Source organism: Streptomyces sp. NBC_00986 (assembly GCF_045162565.1).
In the GTDB taxonomy this organism is placed as follows: Bacteria; Actinomycetota; Actinomycetes; order Streptomycetales; family Streptomycetaceae; genus Streptomyces.
Map to the genome: position 1 here is coordinate 10,327,256 of NZ_CP108733.1, position 20,769 is coordinate 10,348,024.

General features: G+C 70.5%; 23 protein-coding genes. 11 read left to right on the forward strand and 12 right to left on the reverse strand.

The genetic code is table 11. The features are described 5' to 3' along the window. Positions 1-23 precede the first annotated feature (23 nt). From OG504_RS46455 to OG504_RS46490, 8 genes are read right to left on the reverse strand one after another with little or no spacing between them, the layout of a single operon-like run. Positions 24-1,130 carry an acyl-CoA dehydrogenase family protein gene (locus OG504_RS46455; protein ID WP_405995196.1) on the reverse strand — a complete coding sequence of 369 codons (1,107 nt, stop codon included), beginning with the start codon at positions 1,128-1,130 and terminating at the stop codon, positions 24-26. After that, positions 1,127-2,134 (reverse strand): ABC transporter substrate-binding protein, encoded by a 1,008-nt coding sequence (locus tag OG504_RS46460; RefSeq protein WP_405995197.1) that lies wholly within the window; start codon positions 2,132-2,134, stop codon positions 1,127-1,129. Before OG504_RS46460 ends, OG504_RS46455 begins: the two co-directional genes overlap by 4 nt. Positions 2,135-2,178: 44 nt before the next feature. Further along, entirely contained in the window at positions 2,179-3,279 is a 1,101-nt protein-coding gene (locus tag OG504_RS46465; protein ID WP_405995198.1) for an LLM class flavin-dependent oxidoreductase, read from the reverse strand. Positions 3,280-3,303: 24 nt separating this feature from the next. Beyond that, positions 3,304-4,272, reverse strand: coding sequence for an ABC transporter substrate-binding protein (locus OG504_RS46470; RefSeq protein ID WP_365989086.1), 969 nt, complete (start codon positions 4,270-4,272; stop codon positions 3,304-3,306). Then, positions 4,269-4,985, reverse strand: a complete 717-nt coding sequence (locus OG504_RS46475) for an ABC transporter ATP-binding protein (protein WP_033278595.1) — start codon at positions 4,983-4,985, stop codon at positions 4,269-4,271. The genes OG504_RS46470 and OG504_RS46475 overlap by 4 nt, the downstream gene beginning before the upstream one ends. 2 nt (positions 4,986-4,987) lie before the next feature. After that, complete coding sequence (locus tag OG504_RS46480) at positions 4,988-5,869, reverse strand: ABC transporter permease (RefSeq protein ID WP_405995199.1); 882 nt, start codon at positions 5,867-5,869, stop codon at positions 4,988-4,990. After that, entirely contained in the window at positions 5,866-6,711 is an 846-nt protein-coding gene (locus tag OG504_RS46485) for a sulfurtransferase (protein WP_405995200.1), read from the reverse strand. The genes OG504_RS46480 and OG504_RS46485 overlap by 4 nt, the downstream gene beginning before the upstream one ends. Further along, positions 6,708-7,445 (reverse strand): alpha/beta hydrolase, encoded by a 738-nt coding sequence (locus OG504_RS46490; RefSeq protein WP_405995201.1) that lies wholly within the window; start codon positions 7,443-7,445, stop codon positions 6,708-6,710. Before OG504_RS46490 ends, OG504_RS46485 begins: the two co-directional genes overlap by 4 nt. Before the next feature lie 348 nt (positions 7,446-7,793). Between OG504_RS46490 and OG504_RS46495 the strand changes: the two genes are divergently transcribed. Next, complete coding sequence (locus OG504_RS46495) at positions 7,794-8,642, forward strand: LysR family transcriptional regulator (RefSeq protein WP_318014515.1); 849 nt, start codon at positions 7,794-7,796, stop codon at positions 8,640-8,642. 147 nt (positions 8,643-8,789) lie between these two features. Next, positions 8,790-9,677, forward strand: a complete 888-nt coding sequence (gene pqqB, locus OG504_RS46500) for a pyrroloquinoline quinone biosynthesis protein PqqB (protein WP_405995202.1) — start codon at positions 8,790-8,792, stop codon at positions 9,675-9,677. A 15-nt stretch (positions 9,678-9,692) separates the two neighbouring features. On the opposite strand, the gene OG504_RS46505 is transcribed toward pqqB, so the two are convergent. After that, the gene (locus OG504_RS46505; RefSeq protein WP_405995203.1) at positions 9,693-10,094 is read right to left on the reverse strand and encodes a MarR family winged helix-turn-helix transcriptional regulator; all 402 of its coding nucleotides are present in this window, start codon (positions 10,092-10,094) and stop codon (positions 9,693-9,695) included. A 95-nt stretch (positions 10,095-10,189) separates the two neighbouring features. Next, positions 10,190-10,540 carry a VOC family protein gene (locus OG504_RS46510; protein ID WP_366495048.1) on the reverse strand — a complete coding sequence of 117 codons (351 nt, stop codon included), beginning with the start codon at positions 10,538-10,540 and terminating at the stop codon, positions 10,190-10,192. Between the two features lie 166 nt (positions 10,541-10,706). Between OG504_RS46510 and OG504_RS46515 the strand changes: the two genes are divergently transcribed. Both OG504_RS46515 and OG504_RS46520 read left to right on the forward strand, forming a co-directional pair. Further along, complete coding sequence (locus tag OG504_RS46515) at positions 10,707-10,937, forward strand: hypothetical protein (protein WP_405995204.1); 231 nt, start codon at positions 10,707-10,709, stop codon at positions 10,935-10,937. A 153-nt stretch (positions 10,938-11,090) separates the two neighbouring features. Beyond that, complete coding sequence (locus OG504_RS46520; RefSeq protein WP_405995205.1) at positions 11,091-12,431, forward strand: hypothetical protein; 1,341 nt, start codon at positions 11,091-11,093, stop codon at positions 12,429-12,431. Between the two features lie 91 nt (positions 12,432-12,522). Here the strand turns inward: OG504_RS46520 and OG504_RS46525 are convergent, their stop codons facing one another. After that, positions 12,523-13,554, reverse strand: a complete 1,032-nt coding sequence (locus tag OG504_RS46525) for a LacI family DNA-binding transcriptional regulator (protein WP_405995206.1) — start codon at positions 13,552-13,554, stop codon at positions 12,523-12,525. 166 nt (positions 13,555-13,720) lie between these two features. Here OG504_RS46525 and OG504_RS46530 point away from each other — a divergent pair, with 166 nt between their 5' ends. Next, entirely contained in the window at positions 13,721-15,742 is a 2,022-nt protein-coding gene (locus OG504_RS46530) for a beta-galactosidase (protein ID WP_405995207.1), read from the forward strand. A gap of 305 nt (positions 15,743-16,047) precedes the next feature. Continuing rightward, positions 16,048-16,329, forward strand: coding sequence for an ArsR family transcriptional regulator (locus tag OG504_RS46535; RefSeq protein ID WP_405995208.1), 282 nt, complete (start codon positions 16,048-16,050; stop codon positions 16,327-16,329). Positions 16,330-16,364: 35 nt separating this feature from the next. On the opposite strand, the gene OG504_RS46540 is transcribed toward OG504_RS46535, so the two are convergent. After that, positions 16,365-17,225 (reverse strand): ribonuclease BN, encoded by an 861-nt coding sequence (locus tag OG504_RS46540; RefSeq protein ID WP_405995209.1) that lies wholly within the window; start codon positions 17,223-17,225, stop codon positions 16,365-16,367. Between the two features lie 171 nt (positions 17,226-17,396). Between OG504_RS46540 and OG504_RS46545 the strand changes: the two genes are divergently transcribed. From OG504_RS46545 to OG504_RS46565, 5 genes are all read left to right on the forward strand, one after another. Beyond that, a complete protein-coding gene (locus tag OG504_RS46545; protein WP_405995210.1) occupies positions 17,397-18,383 on the forward strand; it encodes an SMP-30/gluconolactonase/LRE family protein in 987 nt (328 codons plus the stop codon). A 164-nt stretch (positions 18,384-18,547) separates the two neighbouring features. After that, positions 18,548-19,009: a fluoride efflux transporter CrcB gene (gene crcB, locus OG504_RS46550; protein WP_405995211.1), complete on the forward strand. Its 462-nt coding sequence runs from the start codon at positions 18,548-18,550 to the stop codon at positions 19,007-19,009. Continuing rightward, a complete protein-coding gene (locus OG504_RS46555) occupies positions 19,006-19,386 on the forward strand; it encodes a DUF190 domain-containing protein (RefSeq protein WP_405995212.1) in 381 nt (126 codons plus the stop codon). The genes crcB (OG504_RS46550) and OG504_RS46555 overlap by 4 nt, the downstream gene beginning before the upstream one ends. Then, positions 19,383-19,757 (forward strand): fluoride efflux transporter CrcB, encoded by a 375-nt coding sequence (gene crcB, locus OG504_RS46560; RefSeq protein WP_405995213.1) that lies wholly within the window; start codon positions 19,383-19,385, stop codon positions 19,755-19,757. Before OG504_RS46555 ends, crcB (OG504_RS46560) begins: the two co-directional genes overlap by 4 nt. Positions 19,758-19,845: 88 nt before the next feature. Then, positions 19,846-20,682 (forward strand): undecaprenyl-diphosphate phosphatase, encoded by an 837-nt coding sequence (locus OG504_RS46565; protein WP_405856045.1) that lies wholly within the window; start codon positions 19,846-19,848, stop codon positions 20,680-20,682. Positions 20,683-20,769: the final 87 nt, after the last annotated feature.

Below are 20,769 nucleotides of genomic sequence, written 5' to 3' on the forward strand. Positions count from 1 at the left end.
CCGTACCTTCACTGTGCGTGCCTTCACGGATTCAACGCCTTCGTTCCGATCGCGAGCAGGGAGATGTCCTCCTGTGGTGCGTGCACCGGCGCGCACTGGATGTCCCGGAAGTGCCGCTCCAGCGGATTGCCCCGCGCGAGCCCGGGATTGCCGAGCAGCCTTACAGCGAGTTCCACGGCCCGTACGCCGTGCCGGTCGGCCAACACCCGTGCCCCTAGCGCCTGTTCGGGTGTGTACGAGGAGTCACCGGCGTCCACCCGGGCGGCCCCGCCGAACACCAGCTGTTCGGCACCGGCCAGCAGCACCTCGATCTCCCCGGCGGTCCTGCGGAAGCGTTCCGTACGGGCCACCGGATGACCGAGGTTGGCGGGCACGCGCGCGTGGGCGAACGTGTGGAAGAAGGACTGCGCTGCCCGGGCCACCCCCAAGTAGAGGGCGGCGAGGGGGAGATGGAGAGAGGCCCCCGCCCGGTTGTCCTGCTCGGCCGACGCGCCGTACGGGCCGATGCCGATGACGTGCTCGTACGGGATCTCCACGTCCCGGAACGTCACGTCGTGGCTCCCGCTGGCCCGCAGGCCCAACTGGTCCCAGCGGCCGGTGATTTCGATGCCGGATGAGTCGCCGGGAACGAGGAAGGTGCCGACACGCGGTTCCGGTTCGTCGGTGGTGGCCCACACCAGGAACCAGTCCAGGCCCTCCGCGCCGGTCACGAAGCGTTTGGTGCCGCTCAGCGACCAGCCGTCCGGGGTGCGCCGGGCGAGGGTCGAAGGGAGGCCGCCGCGTGCGGGGGAGCCCAACTCGGGTTCCACGCGGGCGTGGTTGACGAGCACCGGCCGCTCGAAGGACTCCTTGACGATCCGCGCGTACAGCTCCTCGGGCCAGTGCGGCTGTGCGGCCTGCCTGGCATGCGTGTTCAGGGTCATCGCCGCGATCAGGGCCACCGACGGGTCGCCCTGCCCGATCCGGTGGAGGATGCGCGCGCTCTCCTCGACCCGGGCGCCCCGGCCGCCGTAGGACTCGCCGATGGTCGCGGTGAGGAGGCCGGCCTCGTGGGCGATGCGGAGGGAGTCGGCGGGGAAGGCGCCCGACTGGTCGTAGCCGGCGGCCAGTTCGGCGATGCGGGCGGTCACAGGGCCTTCTTCAGGTCGGAGTTGAGTGCGGTGGTCCAGAACGACTTCACGTCCAGGTGCTTCTTGAGCGCGCCGAGTTCGGTGAAGGCGTCGGCCACCTTCTGCTGGGAGGCGATCGTGTCGGCGCCGACTGTCCTTGCCTGGGTGGGGCGTTGCTTCTGCGCGGCGACCAGGTCGGACTTGGCCTGGGCGAGGGGCTGGTGGGTGGCGTCGGCGGTGACCTTCGCGAAGCCGTTCTCGTGGCCGTCGCGGACGTAGGCGTACGCCTTGGTGATCCGGGCGATCAGGTCGGCCGCGGCGGCTCGTTGGGCGGGGCTCTTGAGGACGCTGTCGCGGGCGGACCAGAGGAAGTTGCCGGAGAGGATGTCCGCGCCGGAGCCGACCGTCGTCGCGCCCTGCTGGTGGGCGGTGATGATCGACGTGCCGTAGGAGGCGAAGGCGTCGATGGAGCCGCCGTTCAGGGCCGCGAGGCCGTCGTTGGGGAGCAGGGGCTTGGCGTCGATGTCCGACCACGTCAACCCGGCCCGCTTCAGCAGCTCGTAGAGGAAGTAGTGGGCGGTGGTGTTCTGGACGTAGCCGACCTTCTTGCCCTTCAGACCGGCGATGTCGGTCACCTTCGAGCCCTTGGGGACGACGACTTCCTGGTTGAGGGTGGTGCCGCGCTGGACGGCGACGACCTTGAAGTTGGGGTTGCCGTCGGCCGCCGAGAACAGGGGCGGGATCTCGCTGGAGGAGGCGAGGTCGAGCGCTCCGGCGCGGATCGCCTGGAGTTGCTGGTCGCCGCCCTGGAACAGGCTCCACTTCACCTTGTACGGGGTGTCGTCGAGGTGGGCGTACTTGAGGACGGCTTCGTCGACCTTCCAGCCGGTGTCGCCGACCCGCAGGGTGACGGAGGAGACGTCGGACGAGGACTCGGCGCTCGCGCTGCCGCCGCAGGCCGAGGCGAAGGGCAGGAGCAGGACGAGGGCGGCGGCGGACGCGCGCAGGGTGTGGCGCAACAACACGGGGTCTCCATAAGGGGGTTCGCAATCAGAAGGTGACGGACGGGTCAGGCGGCGTGCGAGGCGGTGGCCCGGTGCGCGAGTTCCTGGCGGACCAGCGGCAGCACGTGACGGGCGTAGTCGATCGCGTCGTTGAGCGGGTCGTAGCCGCGGATCGACAGCAGGTCGCAGCCGATGTCGACGTAGTCGAGCAGCGCCTGCGCGACCGTCTCGGGCGTGCCCACAAGGGCAGTTGACGCGCCCGCGGCGTTGGTGGCGACGGCGGGGGCGGTCCAGAGGCAGCGGTCCTGGACCTCGCCGCGCTCGGCGATGTCGAGGAGGCGCTGCGAACCGACGTTCGCGGGGCGGCCTGTGGTGCGGTAGTGGCGGAGCAACTCGGTGTTCTTCGCCTGGTCCTTGAGGATGCCGAGGGTGCGGTGCGCCTTCTCCCAGGCGAGTTCCTCGGTCGGCGCGATGATCGGGCGGAACGAGACCCAGATACGGGGATGCGGGCGCCCGGCGGCATCCGCGACCGCGTTGACGGCGGCGATCTGCTCGGCCGTCTCCTTGAGCGGCTCGCCCCACAGCCCGAAGATGTCGCCCTGCTGTCCGCCCACCCGGTACGCGTCCTGCGACGAGCCGCCGACGGAGATCGGGACGAGGCCGTTCACCGGCTTCACGTCGGAGTAGTAGCCCTCGAAGGTGAAGTACTTGCCCTCGTGCGAGACGGGTCCCTCGGCCTCCCACACCTTGCGCAGGATCTGGATGTACTCGTCCGAACGCTCGTACCGTTCGGCCTTGTTGAGGTAGTCGCCCTCCCGGCGCTGCTCCTCGTCGCTGCCGCCGGAGATGATGTGCAGCGTCAGCCGGCCGTTGCTGATCCGGTCCAGCGTGGCCAGGGCGCGGGCCGCGTGCGTGGGGAAGATGACGCCGGGCCGGTGCGCGAGGATCGGGCGGATGCGCTCGGTGTGCGTGGCGACGAACTGGGCGATCTGGAAGGCGTCGGGCGAGGCCGAGTGGTAGGCGACCAGGGTGTGGTCGAAGCCGCCGTCGTCCAACGCCCGGGCGTACTTGCGCAGATGGTCGACGTCCAGGCCGGTACGGCTCGACGCGGCGGGACCCGAGGCCCCGGAGTCGGTGTGGACGGCGCTGATGAACTCGACAGGCATGAGCGAACTCCTAAGCAGGAAAGGTCACTTGAGCAGGGAGGTGTCGGCGGACTTGGCCACGTCCACGTTCGGGTCGAGGACCCCGATGCTGTTCATGAGGTCGGCCACCTGCTGGACGGTCGTGTTGACGTCCGAGGTGATGGGCAGTACCTGGCTGTAGGCGGCCGAGGCGAGGGTCTTGGCGACCGTGGCGTCGGCGCCGTTGCGCTGCTCGATGGCCTTCGCGTACGCGTCCTGGTGGGTGCTGGTCCACTTCAGCGCCGTGCTCAGGCGCTGGAGGAAGTCGGAAAGTGCTGTCTTCTTCGCCGAGTTGGCGAGTGCCTTCTCGGAGGCGTTGATGAAGCCGTAGCCGCTGACCCGGCCGTCCGCGCCGTCGACGAGGAGCTTGCCGCCCTGCTCCAGACCGACGGCCTGGTAGACGCCGAACGTCGCCCAGATCTTGACCTTCCCGGAGGCGAAGGCGGCCTGCGCGTCGGTCGGCAGCAGGTACTGCACCTTGACGTCCTTGTAGTTGAGCCCGTTCTGCTTCAGCACGTTGGCCAGCAGATACTCCGAGATGCTGCCCTTCGCCGAGGACACCACGACCTTCTGGCCCTTGAGGTCCTTCACGCTGTCGATGCCGGAGTCCTTGCGGACGACGATCCCGACGTGCGTGCCGTCGTTCTTGAGGGCGGCCACGTTCTTGATCTTGACTCCGCCGCTGAGCGCCTGGAGCGCGGGCAGGTCGGCCGAGTACCCGGTGTCGGCGGCGTCCGCCTGTACGGCCTGGTAGAGCGGGGCCGCACCCTGGAACTCGGCCCATTTCACCTTGTACTTGGCGCCCTTGAGCGCGTCCGACGCGGCGATGATCGTCTGGAGCGTCTTGGCCTGGTCGCCGATGGTGAGGGTGACCTGCCCGCCGGCGGAGGTGTCCGCCGAGGAGTCGGCACCGCAGGCGCTCAGCGCCAGCAGGGCGGTCATGCTCAGGGTGGCGGCGGCGATTCTGCGGATCACGAGGGGGTTCCTTCCAAAGTGCGGGTCACGCCGAGCCAGTTCAGGAGGCGGGCGCGCAGGGTCACGAACTCGGGGGCGGTCAGATCACGGGGGCGGGGCAGGTCGACGGTCACCTCGTGGGCGATACGGCCCTCGTCCATCACCAGGACCCGGTCGGCGAGCAGCAGCGCCTCCTCCACGTCATGGGTGACCAGGAGGATCGCGCACCCGTGCAGCCGCCACAGCTCGGCGACCAGCGCCTGCACCTTGCCCCGGGTCAGTGCGTCCAGCGCGCCGAACGGTTCGTCCAGCAACAGGAGTTCGGGCTCACGGACCAGGGCGCGGGCGAGCGAGACGCGCTGGGCCTGGCCGCCGGACAGCGTCTTGGGCCATACGGTCGCGCGCTCCGCGATGCCGACCTCGTCGAGGGCTTTGAGCGCGAGCGCCCGGTCCGGTCGCCCGGGCAGCCCGAGCACGACGTTGCGCCACACCTTCAACCACGGGAGCAGCCGCGGCGATTGGAAGGCCGCGCTGCGCCGCGCTGGCACGGTCACCTCGCCGCCGATCTCGTCGTCGAGCCCGGCGAGGATCCGCAGCAGCGTCGACTTGCCGCAGCCGCTGTGCCCGAGCAGGGCCACGAACTCGCCCTCACGGATGTCCAGATCGAGGTCGTGCAGCACGGTGTTGCCGTCGAAGGCCCGCGAAAGCCCCCGAATCTCAACGGAGTTGGCCATCTCTACGCCTCACCCTCGAAGTTGGCCCGCCAGGTCAGCAGCCGGCGCGACAGGATCCGTACGGCGAAGTCGCAGGCGAGACCGAGCAGCGCGTACACGACGAGACACAGCACGATGACGTCCGTACGGAAGTACTGCTGGGCGTTGCTCATCAGATAGCCGAGCCCCGCGTCCGCGTTGACCTGCTCGGCGAAGACCAGCGCCAGCCACGCGGTGGACAGCGCGTACCGCAGGCCCACGAGTGCCCCGGGCAGCGCGCTCGGCAGGATCACGTACTTGATCAGCCCGAATCGTCCGAGCCCCATCATCCGCGCGGCCTCGACGAGTTGGGCGTCGGTGGAGCGGATGCCGCCGTAGATGTTGAAGTACAGCGGATACGTCACCCCGAGCGCCACGAGCGCGATCTTCGGCGTCTCCTCGATGCCGAACCAGACGATGAACAGCGGGATCAGACCCACCCAGGGGATCGCCCGGAACATGCCCATCGAGGAGTCGATGACGTCCTCACCGAGCCGGAACAGCCCGGCCAGCAGCGAGAGGACCAGTGCGACGGTTGCGCCGATCAGGAAGCCGATGGCGGCACGGCGGCCCGACGCGGCGATGGCGTGCGGGAGTTCACCGTTCTTCGTGAGGTCGACCGCCTGCCGGATGACGTCGACGGGGGAGGCCAGCACGGACTCGGGGAGCACTCCGGTGGCGGAGGTCAGGAACCAGAGGAGGACGAGGCCGACCGGGCCGGCTGCCCGGCGCACCGAACGGGGCACGGTGAAGCGACGGGAGGTCTTCGCCGTGCCGCGGATGGTGACGCGCGCGGCCGGCTGAGGTGTGTCCGCGGGGGCAGGCTGGGCGGGCAGCACCGCCGCGTTCAGGGGTTTCGTCGTCATGGCCGGTCTCCCGTCGATGCCGGGCGCGTGGGGTCGGCGGACCAGGCGGACCAGGAACCGGGGAACAGGGTCGCCTCGAACCCGGCGATCTCCAGCGCCGCGATCTGATGGGCGGCGGTGACCCCGGACCCGCAGTACACGCCGATGCGCGCCGCGTCTCCGGCACCCCGCTCCTCGAACCGCTTGCGCAGCGACTCCGGTGCCAGGAAGGTGCCGTCCGCCGCCAGGTTCTCCCCGGTCGGCGCGGACACGGCCCCCGGGATGTGCCCCGCGCGCGGATCCACCGGCTCGACCTCGCCCCGGTAACGCTCACCGGCGCGGGCATCCAACAGCAGCCCCGATACGGCGAGTTCGGCGGCGCCGTCGGCATCGGTGATCGGCAGCGCACCCGCGTGGAGCACGACGTCACCGGGTGTCGGATCGGCGGGAATCCCGGACTCCAGCGGCAGCCCCGCGGTCCGCCAGGCACCCAACGCCCCGTCCAGCAGGGTCACTTCGGAGACACCCGCGTACCGCAGCAGCCACCAGGCGCGGGCGGCGGCCGTGTTGCCCAGGTCGTCGTAGACGACGACGGATCGGCCGCTCCCGATGCCCCAACGGCGGGCGGATTCCTGGAGTTCGGCGAGTTCGGGGAGCGGATGCCGACCGCCCTCGGGGCTCGCCGGTGCGGCCAACTCCGTGTCCAGGTCGACGTAGACCGCGCCGGGGATGTGACCGTCCGCGTAGTGATCGTGGCCGTACGGGTCGCCGAGGGCCCAGCGGACGTCGAGCAGGACGGGCGGCCGGTCGGAACCGAGAAGTTCGGTCAGCTCGGCGACCGTGGTCGTCACGCGGCCGCTCATGTCAACTCCTCGGCTATCAGGGGAAGTTCACGGGCCTCGCCGGTCTCACGGACCTCGGGGGCCAGCCGGAGCCGTTCGAGGAAGAGGACGACCGTGGCGGCGGCGGTGCGATGGAGGGCGTCGTTGAGGGCGTCGTGCCGGCCCCCGTGGAAGACCACGGTGTGCACGCCCGGGTGACCGTCGTAGACGCTCAGCGCCCGGTCGAGCGGACTGATCGTGTCGTCCTTGCCGTGCAGGGCCAGGACCGGGACGCGCACCAGGTCCAGGCGGGGTTCGGGCAGGTCGGGGGTGTCGTCGATGGCACCGCGCCGGAAGTCGGGGTCGTTGGTGAGCCGCCCCTGATGGGTCGGGCAGGCGGTGCGGGCGGCGGCCTCCTCCTCCCAACTGCCCGCCGTCCAGGCGCCGGTGGGCAGTCCGGCCAGGATCAGCGCGTCGACGCCCGCGGTCTGCTCGGCGGCGAGCTGAAGGGCGTGGAGGGCGCCCGTGTCGGAACCGACCAGCACCTTCGGGCCGGGCAGCGACTCGTCGGCGAGCAGCTTGGCGGCCTGCTCCAGGACGGCGGGGTCGGCGGTCGGGTCGCCGAGGGCGCGGACGCGGTAGGCGTCGAAGCCGAGACGGCGGCCGAACCGCTCGTAGACACCGCCGTGTTCGCCCCGCCCGGCCAGCACGATCAACGTGCCGCGCGCGGCGAGGCCTTCGGGTTCGTCCCAGGACGAGACGGAGGAAGAGGGCATGGGGTGACAGCTCCCAACGAGGGGAAAGGGGAGGGGAATTGAGGAGAGGGGGAGAAAACGAGCAGGCCGGAGCCGCCGTCACGTGTCAGTGCGCAGGGCGGACGTGATCAGCTGTAACTCGGGAAGGGGGCCGCGGAGAGGCGGTGGGTCAACGACAGCGCGCGCTGCACGCCACGCCGAAGTCGATGACTCGGCGCTGCGTCAGAAGGGCAGCGAAAGCGGTCGTGTGCAGCATGCGCCCATCATGACCGGCCGCGACCGATCGCGTCCAACGATGATTCCGCATCGAAATCGATCAGTTATCGCGATCGGTCCGGAACGAGACGTGCAACGGCTACCGTCACCGGCATGCCCCAACCTGTCCTCGACATCGTGGCCCTGCGCAGCCTGACCGCGATCGCCGACTGCGGCGGCTTCCATCGCGCGGCCCGGGCCCTCGCCCTGAGCCAGTCCGCGGTCAGCCAGCATGTGCGCAGGCTGGAGAAGACGCTGGGCCGGCCGATCGTCGAGCGTGAGGGACGGGGCACCCGGTTCACCCCCGAGGGGCGGCTCCTCCTGGAACAGGCCCGCCGCATCCTCGCCGTGCACGACGAGGCCGTACGCACGCTGCTCGACGTGGACGGCGACACCGTCACCATCGGCTCCACCGAACACGCGGCCGACCAGTTCCTGCCACGGCTCACCGCCGCCGTCCAGGAGGTGCGGCCCGGCTGCCGGGTCCGCTTCCGCATCGACCGCTCGGCCCGCCTCGTCGAGGCCGTGGAACGCGGCAGCGTCGACGTCGCGGTCTACGTCACCGAGGCCGCCGCCACCGAGGGCACTCCGGTCGGCGGCCTCCCGCTCACCTGGCACGCGACGCCCGGCTGGCAGCCACCGGCCGCGCCCGCGCCCGTCCCGCTGGTCGCCATCGAGGACCCGTGCGCGATCCGCCGCCGCGCCATTTCCACCCTCGCCGCGCACGGTGTACCGGCGGCGGTGGTCGGTGACGCGGGCTACCTCGCCGGGGTCCTCGACATCGCCCGCACGGGACAGGGTGTCGCGCTGCTCGCGGCGGTCGGTTCGGCTCCGGACGGGCTGACTCCGTACGACGGGCTGCCTTCCGTCACTCCGATTCCCATGAGCGCGTTGGCCCGGCCGGGGGCGGATCCGGCGACGGTGGAGGCGGCGTTCGCGGCGGTACGGGATCTGTTGCGTTGACCGGAGGAAGGGGGAGGGGACGGGGGCGGAGATCGGCCGGAACTGCCCCCTGCGGTGGGGTAGTCCGGTCCGTTCTGGAGGAAAGATCCCTCGGGGAGATTCGGTGAGTCCGCGAGTTGGGTGAGTCGGCAAGGGGGCGCGATCGTCGTGAGGGTCGTCCTGCTCGGTACCGCCGCCGGTGGCGGTTTCCCGCAGTGGAACTGCGCCTGCGCGCTGTGCGCGGCCGCCCGCGACGGGAAACTGCCCTCGCGTACGCAGGAGTGCGTGGCCGTCACCGGCAACGCGCGCGACTGGTGGCTGCTCAACGCCTCACCCGACATCCGCACCCAACTCACCGCGACCCCGGCGCTCCGGCCGGGTCCTGCCGCGCGCGACACCCCGGTGCGCGGCGTCCTCCTCACCGACGCCGAGCCCCACCATGTGACGGGCCTGGCCGCACTCCGCGGGGCGGCGGGCCTCAAGGTGTACGCCCCGAGGCCTGTCCTCGCGGCGCTCATCCCGGCCCGGGCGGTCCTCGATCGCTATGCCCCGTGGGAGTGGTCCGACAGCCTCGGGGAGGGCGGGTTCGTACTGGCCGGCGGCCTGGTGGTGACAGCCCACCCGATGGGCGCCGAGCCGCCGACGTACCTGCCGCCCCGCCCGGCGGACGACCGCTGGGTGACGGCGTACCGCATCGAGGACCTGGCGACCGGCGGGACGCTCGTCTACGCACCCTGTGTCGCGGCCTGGTCGGACACACTCGACGAGATGCTGACGACGGCGGACTGTGCGGTGCTGGACGGCACGTACTTCACCGCGGACGGGGCACGTACGACGACGAAACGCGCCGGCACCGGCCGTCCGACCAGGGGGCACCTGCCCGTCGCGGGCTCGCACGGCAGCCTCACCGCGCTCGCCCGCCACCCCGCAGTCCGCCGGATCTACACCCACCTCGACAACACGAACCCGTTGCTGGACGCGAGTTCGGCGGCGCGGGCGCAGGTGAACGGGGCCGGGGTCGAAGTACTCATGGACGGGGCGGAGTTCGTGGTGTGAGGCGGGTCCGGGGCGTCAGCTGTCGGTGTCGTCCAACATCCGCGCCAGGACGCCCCGTTGGAGCGGCAGCACCTCCGCGTGGAGATCACGCCCCTTGCGCGTGAGCGCGACCCACACCCCGCGTCGGTCCTCGATGCACATGGAGCGTTCCACGAGGCCGTCCTTCTCCAGCCGTCCGATGAGACGGGAGAGGGCGCTCTGGCTGAGATGAACCCGTCCGACCAGGTTCTGCACCCGGCACTGATCGCCCTCCCGGGGCGCCTCGGACGCGAGCATGTCGAGCACCTCGAAGTCGCTCGCGCCCAGGCCGTGCGGGTGCAGTACGCGGTCGATCTCGCACATCGTGCGCGCGTGCACGGACAGGATGTCCCGCCACTGTTCCTCTAGCTGCCGGGCACCGGCCGACTTCACTGCCATACCCGCACGGTACACCGATCCGGCCAGTTATTGAGTACGCAACTAGTGCGCGTGCAAGTAATCGGCCGGGCCCGGCTCCCGTATCGGGCCCGGTATCAGGCGGCCGGATTCTGGGTGAGCCCGACGAAGTTGCCGTCCGCGTCCTTGACGAACGCGATGAGCTTGCCGCCGCCGACGTCCTGGACGTCCTGGACCAGCTCGGCGCCCGCCTCCACCATGGCCGCGAGCCGTGTCCGGATGTCGTCCACGGTCCAGTACGGCACCGGTCCGGTCATGCCCCGGGCGTGCCCGTTCGGGTCGAGACCGACGTCCTGCCCGGCGGCCTTGTACCCGACGTAGTACGGCTCGTCCGCGTACGGCTCGACCCCCAGAAGCGCGCCGAACAGGGCCTTCGCCGCGTCGAGGTCCTTGACGGGGTAGATGATCGTGTTCAGTCCGTCGGTCATGACGAGCTCCTCCGTGAAGCGTGGTCCGACGGATTTCGCCGGTGAATTCAGGCTAGGGCGGGGGAGGCGCGGAGGCTTCTCCAATCCTGACCGGCTGCTCTGTCCGGTACGCCATGGCACCCTGTCCTGACGAAAACCGGACTTCGCAGCGGAGGCGAGGGGGGGCATGGCCGAGCGTCGCGTGCCGTGGTGGTTGTGGACTTGGGTGGTGGTGTTCTCCTGCGTCGGAGTTGCCACGATCGTGGCGACCGTGACCGATGGTGATCCAGGGTGGTCCTGGTTCCCGCACTTGTTGCAGGGGGTGAGCCTGGTCGCCTTCGCCGTCTTCTTCTACGTGGTTGTCGGTCCCCTCCGCCGCCGACGGAGAGCGAAGAAGCGCAGCCTTCCTCCCCTGTAGGTGGCTGTCGGTGCACCGCCACTGATCAAGAAAACGGTAAGAACCACCCACCCCGCGCCCCCCACCTACAACCTTCCACCCCGGCACCCCGTCCAACTCGCGCCCGGTGCTGGTCACTTGCCGGGCTTTCTGCTGCCCAGCTGGGGGGACCACATGAGTTCTTTCTCCGTCGGACGTGTGCTGCGTCGCGGGGCCTGCGCCGGAGCCGTGGGGGCGTTGGCCGTCGCTGGGCTCGGGAGTGGGGTGGCGGTCGCCGACGACGTACCGCAGACCGACGCGCTGTCGATCCAGTCGCCGTACGACGTGGCGGTGACCGCCGCTCCCGACGGTGGTGCCGCGCAGTACCGGCCGCTGGCGCTGGGACTGACGCACAGCAATGACGCCTTCACCCTGACCGACGGACGGCTGACCGTCGATGCCTCCGGGCTCGCGGGGATCGCCGAGGTGGCCTGGCCCGACAACTGCACGCCGGACGACAGCGGCACCGTCGCCGTGTGCGACACCGGGGACGTGCCGATCCGCTACAGCGCGCAGGTGCGGTTGAAGGTGCGGGCCGTCGCCGGCGCCGCCGTCGGAGCGCGGGGCACGATCACGTACTCCGCCGAGGCCACCGGAGGCCCCGACGGCACGCTTGTCGCCCGACGCAGCGACGACACCACCGTCACCGTGAGCTCCGGCGTCGACCTCGGGATCACCGCCCCGCAGGACGCCAACGGCGTCGCGCCCGGCACCAGCCTCACCGCGCCGTACGCGATCACCAACACCGGCAACGAGACCGCCCACGGCTTCACCCTGAACATGTGGGCGACGTACGGCCTCGACGTCACCACCCGCTACCCGCAGTGCACCTACACGGGGCCGGACGTCAACGGCAGTGGCGATACGGTCGTGACCTGCTCCTTCGACACCGATGTCGCGCCCGGCGCCACGGTGGAACTGCCGGAGCCGCTGCGGCTCGCCGTCACCGACCACGCGCTGTACGACCGGTTCGACTACGACGTCGAGCCCCTCGGCGACACCACCGATCTCGACAGCTCGGACAACGGCGGCTCCTGGCACATCAACGCCGACAACACCGCCGACTTCGCCGTCTACGGCACCTCGGCGAGCGGCGCGCTCGGCGACACCGTCACCTCCGGCTTCCGCTTCGTCAACCACGGTCCTGCCTGGGCCGGCGACGTCAGCGCCGGCGACCCGATCACCACGATCGACTTCTACGCACCGGAGGGCACCGTTGTCACGTCCGTGCCCAAGACCTGCCACAACGCCTGGACCTCCGGCGAGGACCCGACCATCGGCCACTACGCGTGCGCCCTGCCGACGTGGGCCAAGCCCGACCTGGACGTCACCTTCCCGTTCCAGCTGCGCATCGACCGGGTCGTCCCCGACGCGACGGGCCACGTCACGACCCGGGCCTACAACGGCACGTCCCTCGCCTTCGACTCGAACACCGGGAACAACACGGCCGAGGTGATCGTCAACCCGTCCGCCTGACGGTGACGTTGGGGGGCGGGTCCGCAGCTCGCCCCTCAACTCCCGGCGCGCACCGAGCTGTTGCCTCAACTCCCCGCGACAGCCCGCCCGTTCACGTCGACTCCCGTTTCACCAACTCCGTCGGCAGTATCACCGCCGCCGTGTCCTCGCCCCCGATCTGCGCCAGCAGCACCCGCACCATCTCCGCGCTGATCCGGTCGAACGGCTGCCGCATCGTGGTGAGTTCGGGGCTGGACGCCAGCGCGGCGGGGGAGTCGTCGAAGCCGCCGACGGCCACGTCCTCCGGTACGCGACGCCCGGCCCGCTCCAGCGTCGTGAGCACGCCCCGCGCCATCAGGTCGGAGGCGACGAACACGGCGTCCAGGTCCGGGACCTGGGCGAGCAGCCGCTCGGCGCCGCGCTCGCCGCTGAGTCGGCTGTAGTCGCCGGAGACGATGAGATCGGCGTCCACCTCGATGCCCGACTCCGCGAGCACCTCCTTGTAACCGGCGAGGCGCTCGACACCGCCCGGGGTGTCCAGCGGGCCGGTGACCGTGCCGATGCGGCGGCGGCCGAGGGAGAGCAGGTGCCGGGTCATGTCACGGGCGCCTTCCCGGTCGTCGGCGGCGACATAGCTGATCTTGGAGCCGAGCCCGATCGGCTTGCCGCACGCGACCAGCGGTACGCCCGCCTCGCTCAGCTCCTCCGCCACCGGGTTCCCGGAGTGACTGGACACCAGCAGCACCCCGTCGACGTGCCCGGAGGTGATGTACCGCGTGATGCGCCGCCGCTCGTCCTCGGTGCCGGCCAGCATCAGCAGCAGCGGGATGTCGTGCGCGGCCAGCGCCTGGGTGCAGCCCCGCAGCAGGATGTTGAAGTTCGGGTCCTCGAAGAACTTCTCCTGCGGTTCCGTCAGCAGGAAACCGACCGAGTCCGAACGCCCCGTGATCAGCGACCGGGCGTGCCGGTTCACGACGTAACCCGTCTTGCGGATGGCCGCGTTGACGGCCTCCTGCGCGGCCGGGCTCACATAGTGCCCGCCGTTGAGGACACGCGACACCGTGCCCCGCGAGACACCGGCCTCGCGCGCCACGTCATGGATCGTCGGTGGTCTGCGCCGACCCCCCGTATTGGTCATGGTCAAGACTCTACGGCTCCCGGACCCGGAGCCAGAAGCGCGTGCTGGGAGCGTTCACAGCAGAGAAACGTCAAGGACACTTGTCAGCGGTCGCAGGCGTGCGGTTATGTTGGGTCGGTGCCCTCGGGCTGCTGTGTGCACGTTCCCAAATGATCGACTACGGGAGAGATCCATGCCGGAGACCACCCCCAAGGGCCTCACCAGGCTCGCCTTCGGTGGGGACTACAACCCCGAGCAGTGGCCGGAGAGCGTCTGGCCGGAGGACGTCCGGCTGATGCGCGAGGCCGGCGTCACCATGGTGAGCGTCGGGATCTTCTCCTGGGCACTGCTGGAGCCCGAGCAGGGTGTGTACGACTTCGGCTGGCTCGACCGGATCATCGGCCTGCTGCACGAGAACGGCATCCGCGTCGACCTCGGCACGCCCACCGTCTCCCCGCCCGCCTGGTTCTACCGCGCCCACCCCGAGGCCCTGCCCGTCACCGTCGACGGCACCCGCTACGAGTTCGGCTCACGCGGCGCCATCTGCCACAGCAACGCCGACTACCGCGCCGCCGCCGCGAACATCACCACCAAGCTCGCCGAGCGCTACGGCGACCACCCGGCCCTCGCGCTGTGGCACGTCTTCAACGAGTACGGCGTCCCCGTCTCCGCCTGCTACTGCGACTCCTGCGCCGCCCACTTCCGCCGCTGGCTGACCACGACGTACAAGAGCGTCGACGGCGTCAACGAGGCCTGGGGCACGGCCTTTTGGGGCCAGCGGTACGGAGACATCGGCCAGATCAACCCGCCGCGTCTCACCCCGACCGCCGTCAACCCCGCCCAGGCGCTGGACTACACGCGGTTCGCCGACGCCACGATGCGCGAGAACTTCGTCGCGGAACGGGACATCCTGCACCGTCTCGCGCCCGGCATCCCGGTCACCACCAACTTCATGGCCGCCCTCAGCCAGTGCGAGTCCGTCGACTACTGGGCCTGGGGCCGCGAGGTCGACCTCGTCACCAACGACCACTACCTGATCACCGACGGCCGCCGCACCCACGTCAACCTCGCGATGGCCGCCGATCTGACTCGCTCCGTCGCGGGCGGCGCCCCCTGGCTGCTCCTCGAACACTCCACCTCGGGCGTCAACTGGCAGCCCCGCAACCCCGCCAAGGCCCCCGGCCAGATGGCCCGCAACGCCCTCTCGCACGTGGCGCGCGGTTCGGACGGCGCGATGTTCTTCCAGTGGCGCCAGTCCCGGCGCGGCGCCGAGAAGTTCCACTCCGCGATGCTCCCGCACGGCGGCACGGAGACCCGTGTCTGGCGCGAGGTCGTCGAACTCGGCGCGTCCGTCGATGAGTTGGGCCAGATACGCGGCACGCGCACCCAGGCCGACGTGGCCGTCGTATGGGACTGGCACTCGTGGTGGGCGCAGAAACTGGCGTGGCGCCCCAGCGAGGACCACGACGCCCGCGAGCGCGCCGACGCCTTCTACGAGGCTCTCTACGACCGCCACCTCACGGTCGACTTCGCGCACCCGGAAGCCGACTTGTCGGCCTATCCCCTTGTCGTCGTACCGGCGCTGTACCTGATGACGGAGGCGGCCGGCCGCAACCTCCAGCGGTACGTCGAACAGGGCGGCACCCTCGTCGTCTCCTACTTCTCCGGCATCGTCGACGAGCACGACGCCGTCCACGAGGGCGCCTACCCCGGCGCGCTGCGGGACGTACTCGGCCTGACGGTCGAGGAGTTCTCGCCGCTCCTCGCCGACCAGCGGGTGCGCATCACCGGTCCCGACGGCTCCGAACTCACCGGCGACGTCTGGACCGAGTTCGTCGTCCCGAGCGGCGCCGAGACCGTGTGGACGTATGCCGAGGGCCTCACCGCCGACCACCCGGCCGTCACCCGGCACCGCCTCGGCGAGGGCACCGCCTGGTACGTGTCGACCCGCCTCGACGCCCACGGCCTGGACGCCCTGCTCGGCTGGGCGGCCGAGGACGCCCGGATCGCGCCGCGCGCCGACCTGCCGTACGACGTCGAAGTCGTGTGTCGGGAAGGGGAGTTGGGGAGTTTCCTCTTCGCGATCAACCACAGCGCCTCGGACGTCAAGGTGCCGCTCGGCACCGACGGCACCGAGCTGCTGACCGGCGAACGCGCCGCGGGCGGCCTCGCGGTGCCAGCCGGTGCCGTCCGGGTCGTACGACTCGACGGCTGAGCCGAACTCCCCTCCGCCCGCGCGTGCCACGAGCCGCGGGTGGAGGGGGTCCTGTCCGCTGTCCGGCGTGCGGTTCTGTTCGGCTACGGCGGTGTGGTTCGGCCATCACCGGTCCCGGGAGCCGGTGTCCGGTCGCTCCGGTGCGATCGCGTCCCGCCTGTCGCCCCACGCCCCAGGGCCGATCGGCCCTCTCCAACAGGACCGTTCGGTCCCGGACAAGGGTCACCGAGTCCGGGACGTGGCGGACCGTGCTGCGGGAGAGTGGGAGGACGCGGCAAGCGGCGCGCAGAACGGAGGGTCACGACATGTTGAGGACTCCGACAGGCCAGCGACGGTTGGACATCCTGGAGTGGCTGAGAGATCCGGCCACCCACTTCCCGGGCCATCGGTATGACCCCGAGGCCGGTGTCACCTCGGAGGCCGTGGCGGCCAAGCTGGGCGTGTCCCACCAGGTCGCCGACACGCACCTCGAACTCCTCGCGAGTATGGGCCTGTTGCGCGTGCGGCGGATCCGGCTGCGGACCTATTACCGGCGCGACGAGGTCCGTATCGCCGAGGTGGCCCGGATGTTCGAGAAGGGCTGGTAGGCCTTCCCTTCGGACGGACTCCGGTGGGCGAGGTCTCACACCTTGTCCTGCTCGGAGCGCGTCGGCGGTTCCTCCGGCTCGGCGGACACCGGGTCGTCCGGCGCTTCCGGTTCCGTGCGGAACGCCGCGTCGGGGTCCCCGAACCGCTCGCACAGCAGCCTGCCCACCAGCGCGCCGCCGTAGAGCACGAAGCCGACGCCGACCAGCCAGGACTCCACGACCAGGACCGTGCCGACCGGGCCGTAGCTGACCGCGTTGGTGACCAGGAGCGGGGTGAACACCAGGTACGAGAACCAGCGCAGGCCGACCAGGCCCGCCATCGTGGCGAGCGCGCCCGGGAGCAGATAGCGCCAGGGGACCCGGCGGTTGAGCAGGAAGTGCGGGCCCCACCAGAAGAACAGCAGGCCGGCCGCCATGCTGAGCAGGATGCGGGGCGTGCCCTCCAGGACGTTGCGGGTCTGCACCTGCGCGTACAGGTAGCCCATCAGCATGACCAGCCAGATGAGTTGACGCCAGATGCGGTTCCACGGGGCACCGGTCGGGAGCCATACATGCTCGTAGCCGCTCTGCACACTCGACGCGAAGGACAGGCCGAACAGCGCGAGCAGCGCCACGCTCCACGCACTCGTGGCGCCGATGACCTTGCGGGGCGGGGTGAAGACATCCGTGAGCGCGCGGGCGGACCGGCCGGACAGGTCCATGCCGTCCACCAGCCACAGCGCGAACCCGCCGTGCCCGAGCGGATCCGCCGCGGCCACCACGATCAGCAGGGGAGCCAGGGTGACCAGAGCGAGCGTCGCGAACCCCATCGCCCGGTGCAGCAGCTCCAACTCCCGCCCGCGCCTGTTGAGTTCGGCGAACCCCAGCCCCTGCCACACCGCGCGCACCCGTCTCACCGCGGACGCCCCGCACGCTGGGTGGCCGACCGTGACATGAGGGCCCCCTTCTCGCCGACCGGCAGCGGGATCCGGGTCACCAGCAATACGCTCGGCAAACGTGGCCGGGCGACGTGACGACCGGGAAGAACAGCAAGCGTACGCGCGCCTGCCCGAACCGTGGAGGCTTTCATGGACCGCCCCGACGACCGATCCGAGGACCGCCCGGACGCCCTGGTCGCCCGCCGCTACGTCGCGATCGGCGGCCGCGGCCCCGAGGACGTGGTCGCCGACGCCCGCGGCCGGGTGCTGACCGGCGTCGAGGACGGCCGCATCCTCCGCCTCGACGGACTGACCGACCCCGAGTCGGTCCGGGTGGAGACCCTCGCCGACACCGGCGGTCGACCGCTCGGCCTCGAACTCCTCCCGGACGACGGCCTGTTGGTGTGCGACGCGGAACGCGGGCTGCTGCGCGTCGACTTGACGGACGGAACCGTACGCGTGCTCGCCGACTCGGTGGCGGGTGAGCCGCTGCGGGGCGGCAGCAACGTGGTCGCGCTGTCGGACGGCAGTGTGTACTTCACCGTCTTCAGCCTCCGTTACCCGATCGAGCGGTGGATCGGCGACATCGTCGAACACACCGGCACGGGACGCCTGTTGCGCCTCGCACCCGGCGCCGACAGCCCCGAAGTCCTCCTGGACGGACTCCAGTTCGCCAACGGGCTCGCCCCGAGCGCCGACGAGTCCTTCCTGGTCGTCGTGGAAACCGGCGTCCGCCGTCTGACCCGCTACTGGCTCACCGGACCGAAGGCGGGCCGGAGCGAGCCCTTCGTCGAGGACCTCCCCGGAATGCCCGACAACCTCTGGCGCGCCGGCCCGGACGGGCCGATCTGGGTGGCGCTGGCGGGCCCGCGCGTCGCACCGCTCGAACTCCTCCACCAGGCGGCACCCGCCGTACGGCAGGCCGCGGCCCGTGTCGCCGTGCACATGCCCTTCCGCCCCACCGGCACGATCGGAGCCATGGCATTCGACGACGACGGAGCCGTCGTCCATCACCTCGCCGCGCGCGGCTCGTCGTACCGGATGGCCACCAGCGTGTGCGAGGCCGCCGGACACCTGGTGCTGGGCAGCGTGTGGGAGCGCGGGATCGCGCTGTGCGAGCCGCCCCTCCCGAAGTGACCCCGGCACGCCCCCGGCGTTACCCTGATGCCCGGCCGCGATCAGCTCTCGCGGCGCGGCGGTGGGGCCCGCCGTACCCGAACCGCGGCAGAGGTGCCGCCAACGGTCCCTACTTGTAGAGGCGTGTGCCCACAGGGCCCCCGACGAGTAGGAGACGCACGGCCATGACAGCTCCCGAAGCCGAGAGCCTGCGTGCCCGGACCGAGGCCCCACGCCCGTCCGTCTGGCGCGGGCAGGGACCGGTCGTCGCGGTGGTCGCGCTCGGCGGTGCGATCGGGGCCGTGGCCCGGTACGCGGCCTCGCTGTGGTGGCCCGCGGCGAGCGGCGGTTTCCCCTGGACGACCTTCGGGATCAACGTCGTCGGGTGCTCCGTGATAGGCGTGTTCATGGTGGTCATCACCGATGTGTGGGCCGCGCACCGGCTGGTGCGGCCGTTCTTCGGCACTGGTGTGCTCGGCGGCTTCACCACCTTCTCGACGTACGCCGTCGACATCCAGAAACTGGTCGACGCGGGCCATCCCCGCACCGCGCTCGCCTATCTCGCCGCGACCCTGCTCGCGGCCCTCGCGGCGGTGTGGCTCGGGGTGACGGCGGCCCGGCGGGTCCTGAAGTGGAGGCAGCGATGACCAGGCTGACCGGCAGCGCCCTGCGCGTGACCGTCTTCATCGGCGAGAACGACACCTGGCACCACAAGCCGCTCTACTCGGAGATCGTCCACCGCGCGCACGCGGCCGGTCTCGCCGGTGCCAGCGTCTTCCGGGGCATCGAGGGCTTCGGCGCCTCCTCCCTGATCCACACCTCACGGCTGCTGTCGCTGAGCGAGGACCTGCCGGTGGCGATCGTGATCGTGGACACCGAGGAGCGCGTACGGGCGTTCCTGCCGGAGCTCGACGAACTCGTCGGCGAGGGGCTCGTGATCCTCGACGACTGCGAGGTCATCCGATATGTGGGCCGCACGGACGAGTCCGGCGAAACGGATGCGAAGGGTAAGAGGTCGTTGTGAACTGGGTGTTGGTCGTCGCGGGAGCCGTGGTCGGCGCCCCGCTCCGGTATCTCACCGACCGCGCGGTGCAGACCCGACACGACTCCGTCTTCCCCTGGGGCACCTTCGCGGTGAACGTCACCGGCTGTCTGATTCTCGGTGTGCTGACCGGTGCGGTGTCCGCCGGCGTTGCCGGTTCGCATCTCCAACTCCTCGTCGGGACAGGGCTTTGCGGGGCCCTGACGACGTACTCGACCTTCTCGTACGAGACACTGCGGCTGACCGAGACGGGGGCGGGGCTCTACGCTGCCGCCAACGTCGTCGGCAGCGTGACGGCGGGCCTCGGTGCGGCATTTGTCGGGGTGTCGATCGCGGAGGCCCTGTGGACGTAAGGGTTCGGGCGCTTTCCGTGCCCGGGCAGGACCGTTCCCGGCGCTATTGTCTACAGCACTGTCGACCAACTCCCAAGAACTGGATCTCATGAGCGTCATCAGCGTCGGTCAGGCCGCCGTCCTCGGAGTCGTCGAGGGGGTGACCGAGTTCCTTCCGGTCTCCTCGACCGGCCATCTGAAGATCGTCGAGGGGCTGATGAAGATCCCCGTCGACGATGATTCCGTCGTCGGGTTCTCGGCCGTCATCCAGGTCGGCGCCATCGCCGCCGTGCTCGTGTACTTCTTCAAGGACATCGTGCGGATCGTGACCGCGTGGGGCCGTGGCCTGCGCAACCGCGAGGAGCGCTACCACCACGACTACAAGTTCGCCTGGTGGGTGATCTACGCGACGATCCCGATCGTGATCGTGGGCCTCGCCGCGAAGCCGCTCATCGACGGACCGCTCGGCTCGCTGTGGGTGGTCGCCGCCTCACTGATCGTCGGCAGTGGTGTCATGTGGTGCGCCGACCAGATGGGCCGGCACAAGCGCGGTGAGGACGACACCACCTTCAAGGACGCGATGCTGGTGGGCAGTTCGCAGATCCTGGCGCTGCTCTTCCCTGGTTTCTCGCGCTCCGGCGCCACCATGTCCACCGGTCTCATCCTCGACCTGGACCGCGTCGCCGCCACCCGGCTCTCCTTCTTCCTCGGCATCCCGGCCCTCACCGGCGCCGGCATCTACGAGCTGAAGGACGCCCTGGGCGCGGGCGTGGGCGCCGCCCCGCTGGCCGTCGGCACGATCGTGTCCTTCGTGGTGGCCTACGCCTCCATCGCCTGGCTGCTGAAGTTCGTCGCGAAGCACTCCTTCAACGCGTTCGTGATCTACCGGATCATCATCGGTCTGCTGCTGTTCGGGCTGCTCGGCACGGGTGTGCTCAACAGCTGACGGCGGTCGGTACTGGGCGGACGATCATCACAGCGGGCGTGAAGCCGGATTTTCAGGCTTCGCGCCCGCTGTATTTTTCTTTTCGGA